10 protein-coding genes and 1 tRNA gene are annotated in these 5181 nt (G+C 70.0%); 5 read left to right on the forward strand and 6 right to left on the reverse strand.

Annotated features, from left to right (window positions below):
* From CV1CTNOD_RS25200 to CV1CTNOD_RS00950, 3 genes are all read left to right on the forward strand, one after another.
* The coding region (locus tag CV1CTNOD_RS25200; RefSeq protein WP_207386088.1) for a hypothetical protein at nt 1–204 on the forward strand (204 nt) is incomplete at its 5' end.
* 132 nt (nt 205–336) lie between these two features.
* Nucleotides 337–1434, forward strand: coding sequence for a tyrosine-type recombinase/integrase (locus tag CV1CTNOD_RS00945; protein ID WP_131784326.1), 1098 nt, complete (start codon nt 337–339; stop codon nt 1432–1434).
* Nucleotides 1431–1778 (forward strand): helix-turn-helix domain-containing protein, encoded by a 348-nt coding sequence (locus CV1CTNOD_RS00950; protein ID WP_242606258.1) that lies wholly within the window; start codon nt 1431–1433, stop codon nt 1776–1778. Before CV1CTNOD_RS00945 ends, CV1CTNOD_RS00950 begins: the two co-directional genes overlap by 4 nt.
* On the opposite strand, the gene CV1CTNOD_RS00955 is transcribed toward CV1CTNOD_RS00950, so the two are convergent.
* Nucleotides 1744–2058, reverse strand: a complete 315-nt coding sequence (locus CV1CTNOD_RS00955; RefSeq protein ID WP_131784327.1) for a hypothetical protein — start codon at nt 2056–2058, stop codon at nt 1744–1746. The genes CV1CTNOD_RS00950 and CV1CTNOD_RS00955 overlap by 35 nt on opposite strands.
* Before the next feature lie 23 nt (nt 2059–2081).
* On the opposite strand from CV1CTNOD_RS00955, the gene CV1CTNOD_RS00960 reads away from it, so the two are divergent.
* Both CV1CTNOD_RS00960 and CV1CTNOD_RS00965 read left to right on the forward strand, forming a co-directional pair.
* Nucleotides 2082–3530 carry a hypothetical protein gene (locus CV1CTNOD_RS00960; RefSeq protein ID WP_131784328.1) on the forward strand — a complete coding sequence of 483 codons (1449 nt, stop codon included), beginning with the start codon at nt 2082–2084 and terminating at the stop codon, nt 3528–3530.
* A 69-nt stretch (nt 3531–3599) separates the two neighbouring features.
* Entirely contained in the window at nt 3600–3740 is a 141-nt protein-coding gene (locus CV1CTNOD_RS00965) for a hypothetical protein (RefSeq protein WP_207386089.1), read from the forward strand.
* Between the two features lie 202 nt (nt 3741–3942).
* Here CV1CTNOD_RS00965 and CV1CTNOD_RS00970 read toward each other — a convergent pair.
* The 5 genes from CV1CTNOD_RS00970 to CV1CTNOD_RS00985 form a co-directional block, all read right to left on the reverse strand.
* Nucleotides 3943–4020, reverse strand: a tRNA-Phe gene (locus CV1CTNOD_RS00970).
* A 93-nt stretch (nt 4021–4113) separates the two neighbouring features.
* Nucleotides 4114–4338 carry a type II toxin-antitoxin system HicA family toxin gene (locus CV1CTNOD_RS00975; protein WP_131784329.1) on the reverse strand — a complete coding sequence of 75 codons (225 nt, stop codon included), beginning with the start codon at nt 4336–4338 and terminating at the stop codon, nt 4114–4116.
* The gene (locus CV1CTNOD_RS00980; protein ID WP_131784330.1) at nt 4338–4544 is read right to left on the reverse strand and encodes a type II toxin-antitoxin system HicB family antitoxin; all 207 of its coding nucleotides are present in this window, start codon (nt 4542–4544) and stop codon (nt 4338–4340) included. Before CV1CTNOD_RS00980 ends, CV1CTNOD_RS00975 begins: the two co-directional genes overlap by 1 nt.
* A gap of 114 nt (nt 4545–4658) precedes the next feature.
* On the reverse strand, nt 4659–4946 hold the full coding sequence (locus tag CV1CTNOD_RS25205) for a hypothetical protein (protein WP_207386090.1): 288 nt from the start codon (nt 4944–4946) through the stop codon (nt 4659–4661).
* Nucleotides 4943–5181 (reverse strand): hypothetical protein (locus CV1CTNOD_RS00985; RefSeq protein WP_207386091.1); only part of this gene is annotated, 239 nt, incomplete at its 5' end. The genes CV1CTNOD_RS25205 and CV1CTNOD_RS00985, both read right to left, overlap by 4 nt.

A 5181-nucleotide genomic window follows, 5' to 3' on the forward strand; every position in this document is an offset into this window, starting at 1 on the left:
GGCAGGGTCCGCCATGTCCTGCTTTCCCATAACGCAACAGACCCGGCTCTCGGCCTCGACGGGGTGCGCTTCCATGACATCCGCCACACCTGCGTGACGCTGCTGCAAATGCGCAATGTTGCATCTGATGCAACATTCGGCAGTTTGTGTGATCGCCTCGGAGCAGGAGTTTCGGTGCCTGAAGGGTTTCTTTGCCCGAGCTGACGACATGGGCGACATGCCGCCCGACCTGCCGTGATTACGTATTCGTTGTATTTGATGACAGAGTGTGGCGTCTAGTGTCGTTGCGTTTGGTGCCGCGAGGTGGCGGCTGGCGCAACGTGTGAGGAGACGCCGATGCGGTCGAGGACCGCGGGCACGGCGGCGCTGGTGCTCGTCGACGACGCGACACCGCCGCGGGCGGAGCCGGCGTTGTTCGACGAGCTGCTGGCCGGTTTCCGCCGCCAGCAGGTCAGCCGCCGGCCGAGTTCGTCGATCATCGATGGCCGGGAACGGGTGCTGCGCCGTTTCCAGGAGGCCACCGACGGCTGGCCGTGGACGTGGACGCCAGCGCAGCTGGAGGCGTGGATCGCCGCAGGCGGCTGGGTGCACTCGACGGTGCGCTCGTACCAGGGCGCGGTCGCGCTGTTCTGTGACTACGCGTGCGACCCACGGTATGGGTGGGTCGCCGAGTGCGAGCAGCGGATCGGCCTGCGGCCGAACCGGATCTGTCACGACGAGAACATGGCGACGCACGTCGCCGACCACGAGGGCCGTCCGGGACGGCGGCCGTTGACGCGCGCCGAGCTGCAGGCGTTCTTCGACGCGGCCGACGACCGGGTCGAACAGCTGGCGGGCGGCGGGCGCAAGGGCTGGCTGCCGGCGTTCCGCGACGCGACGATGTTCAAGGTGATCTACGGCTGGGGGCTGCGTCGATCGGAAGCGGTCAAGCTCGACGTCGCCGACTTCTCGACGAACCCGGCCGCCCCCGCCCTCGGTTCCCTCGGTGTCTGCCATGTCCGGTTCGGCAAGGCGATGCGGGGCAGCCCGCCGCGGCGCCGCGCGGTCGCGACGGTGATGCCGTGGGCGGCCGAGGCGCTCGGCGAGTACCTGACCGTGGTCCGTCCCCGCTACCCAGGGTCGGCCGGCTCGGCGGTCTGGCTGACCGAACGCGGGCAGCGGATCTCGGCCCGGTCGGTCGACGACCGGTTCGCGCGCTGGCGGACCGCGGCGGGGCTGCCCACAGAACTCTCGGTGCACTGTCTGAGACATTCCTATGTCTCGCATCTGATCGAGGAGGGGGTCGATCCGTTGTTCGTCCAGCAGCAGGTCGGCCATTCGTGGGCGTCGACGACCGCGACCTACACCACGATCGGCACGGACGCGAAGAACCGGATGCTGACCGCGGCGCTCGCGCGGGTGCTCGACGCCGCGGCCGGGACGGAGAGCCGGTGAGCACGCAGGTCGGCTACCACTGGCATCTGCGCCGGCTGATGGCCGACCGCGGGCTGTTCGCGACGACCGCGCTGGTCCCGCTGCTCGCGGAGCGCGGCGTCGGGCTCTCCCGCGAGCAGGTCTACCGGCTGGTGACCGGAGTCCCGGAGCGGCTGTCGCTGGCGACGCTCGCCGCGCTGTGCGACATCCTCGACTGCACGCCCACAGACCTCGTCGAGCCCTACCGGGGCCGGCCACGACGCACCGCCGGTCCCGCGCCGGCGACGACATCACCGGCGGTGACACCACTGCGGCCACGACGCGCCGAGATCACCGCCGTCCCCGGTCCGGGGACCGTGTCATGACCGGCCCCCGAGCGTCCCTGCGGGAGCCGGCGGCGCGGCGCCGGCGGGTGGTGACCGCGGCGGTCGCCGCCGCCGACCCGGCGCTGCCCGCCGACGTGATCGCCGCGACGGTCGATGCCGTGAGCGGCACGGTGCGTCGCATCGCGCGCCGCGCGCACGACGGCCAGCCCGACATCTGCGTGAACTGCTTCAGGCCCCCGGAAGCGGTCTGCTCGGTCTGCGGGCGGCGCCGGCCCTGCGCGTTCGCGACCACGGATACCCCGATCTGCGAGACGTGCACGCCGCGCCGGGCCGTGCCGTGCCGTGCCGTGCGCCCGCTGCGGCGCGACCCGGCCGCCGGCCGTCCGCTGGCCCGAGGGGCCGGTCTGCGACCCGTGTTACACGGCGGCGCTGCGCCACCGCGGCACCTGCGACGGCTGCGGGCAGACCCGCCGGCTGGTGCATCCCCCCGGCCTCGGCGCCACCACCTGCGCCGACTGCGCCGGTCTACCCGTCACGCACCGCTGCGTCGACTGCGGCATCGAGGACAAGCTGTTCGAAGCCGGCCGCTGCGCGTCCTGCGCCCTGCGTCGCCGCACGACCGCGCTGCTCGCCGCCGGCACCGGCGAGGTCCCGGCCAACCTGGCCGCCGTACTGGAGGCGATCTGCGCGACCCCGAACCCCTACACCGCGTTGAACTGGCTGCGCACCGGCGCGGCCAGCGCGCTGCTCGCCGAGATGACCGCCGGCCGGCTCCCAACCAGCCACGACGCGCTCGATGCCCATCCCCGCCGCGCCGCCGCCGACTACCTGCGCACCCTGCTCGTCGCCCACCAGGTGCTCCCGGCCCGCGACGAGGCGCTCGCCCGCGCCGAACAACGCCTCGCCCGCCGGCTCACCGATGTCGAGCCGCCCGAGCATCGACGCGTCGCGACGGCCTACACGACCTGGCGGGTCCTGCGCCGGTTGCGCCGCCGCGCGGAGCGCTCCGCTGACCCTCGCACCCCGACCGCCCGCGCCACGCACCTGGTCCACGTCACGATCCGGCTCCTGGCCTGGCTGCACGACCGCGGCACCACCCTCGCCGATCTCGACCAGCACACCGTCGATCTCTGGCTGACCAGCGGCGACCCGTCCGCCCAGGACGTGGGCGACTTCCTCGACTGGACCGCGCAGCGCGGCCACACCCGAACGCTGAGCGTCCCGATCCGCCGCCGACAGACCGGACCGGCCACCAGCGAGGCCGAGCGGATCGTGCTGCTCGCCCGGCTCCTGCACGACGACACCGCCGAGCTGACCGACCGGGTCGCCGGGGCGCTGCTGCTGCTCTACGGCCAGCAGCTCTCCCGCATCGCCGCGCTCACGACCAGCCAGGTCATCCAGTCCCACGACGCCGTCCACCTGCAGATCGGCACCGACCACATTCACCTGCCCGAGCCGCTCGCAGGCCTGGTCCTACGACTGCACGACGAGGGCCGCCCCTACATCGGCGTCGGATCACCGAGCACGACCGGCTGGCTGTTCCCCGGTCTGCTGCCCGGACGCCCGATAACGCCCAGTCAGTTCGGTCAGCGCCTCCGCAAGCTCGGGGTCTACGCCATCGCCGGCCGCCGCGCCGCGATCATCCAACTGGCCGCCGAGCTGCCTGCCACGGTCCTCGCCGACATGATCTCGCTGCACCCGACCACCGCCGCCCACTGGACAGCCCAGGCTGGCGGCACCTGGCACCGCTACGCCGCCGAACTCGCCCGAGACCGCAATCACCAACCCTGACGAATAGCCTCCAGTCGATCTTCCCAGATAGCGCTACTCAACACCCCCGGTACATTGCCGCCCACCGGTTTGAACGCCAAGCTGCCCCCGCACACCGTCAGTGACATCGCGGGGCACACGGCGATCGACGTTACGATGGAGATCTACGCGCACGTCTCTCTGGAAGAGAAGCGCGTGGCGCTTCAGAAGCTCGCCGAGCGGCTGGGGTGATGCGCCGAGGGCCACCACTGGTCGCCGACGTCCGGCGCCGTTGCTACACCCCGTTGCTACATAACGATCTTCAAGAGACTGTGAGGAGCTCAGTTGAGGAGCAAAACCCCTGGTCAGCAAAACCCCTGGTCAGCATCGCGGCGCCGTCTTCGAGGCGCACCATGGTGCGCGAAGATTCGGTCCCGAATCTTCGCGTCAGAGGTGGTGGGCAGGGGCGGGGTCGAACCGCCGACCTTCCGCTTTTCAGGCCGAATCGACCGTATTTCCAGCGTCCGTACCCGTGTGTTTTCGTCCGTGGAGCGCCGCCGAAGTACCTACTTGATCGCCGACGTTGCTACACCCGCTGCTACACCTCCGGCCAACGGGCTGCAGATCAAAGCATGGCGACGAACTCCTCGATCGACAGCCCTGTGTCACGAATGATCCGACGCAGTGTCCCGACCGGGAGGTCACGGCCCGGATGAACTGGTACGACTGTGAAGCGACCCTCGGCGTTCCTCATCATGTGGTGACTGCCTTTGATGCAGATCACCTCGAAGCCGAGCTTCTCGAGGACCTTGACGGCCTCCCCGCCGGGCAGCACGGGAAGTGGTGGCATCAGGCGACGTCCTGCACGATCGTCAGGACCGGTGGAACTCCGAGCTCCTCGATGACCAGACTGACGGCCTCGTAGAGATCCGCAACAGCGTCCTCAGGAGTGTCACCGAGCCCGTGCGCGCCACCGCTGGGGAACGACGCATGGGCCGCCCAGGTGCCGTCCTCGGTCTGCTCCAGCTCGTACGGGATCTGGACCATCCGCTTCATGCCGCCGACTGTACGCCGCCAGCCCGCATGGTTCGGGGCCTCCGCGTGCTCCACTGGGCGGCCGTGGCGGACACGTCGACGTTCCCCCAACCATGGCGTCCGTCATGGTGATGATCAGGATATCCGCGACAAGTCATCCACCACCGACCTCACCGAGCATTCCCACCAGCGGATTGCCTGGATTGTCCGGTCGAACGGATCCTGCTCGGTTCCGACTGGCCGCATGCCGAGGGCGTCACCCAGCCCAGGCAGTTCCTCGACGACCTGGCCGAGTTCTTCGCCGAGGATCGGATCTACGAGCAGACACCCACGCCCAGTTCCACCGCCCGGTACTTCTGGAGGCGGAAATATGACCACGCTTGCCAGGGCCTCAGCGCGCGGCTGGCCGCCGGACGCGGTCACCGCGCGTTGAGGTACTCCTCCAGGCGGCTTGCGAACATCGTCACTTCCTCGGCGATCTGCGCGAACCGGTTGTAGGGGTCCACGTCCCTGTACCGGTTGGTGACTGCAATCCCGGCGTACAACTGCCCCGCCACCTCGACCGCGAGCTGCCGGTTGCGCACCTGGTCCTCATACGACGCCATGAACCATAGGATGACCGAGAGCGACCGGCGCCGAAGCCGGATCGATCCACATT

Source organism: Protofrankia symbiont of Coriaria ruscifolia (assembly GCF_900634745.1).
Lineage (GTDB): Bacteria > Actinomycetota > Actinomycetes > Frankiales > Frankiaceae > Protofrankia > Protofrankia californiensis.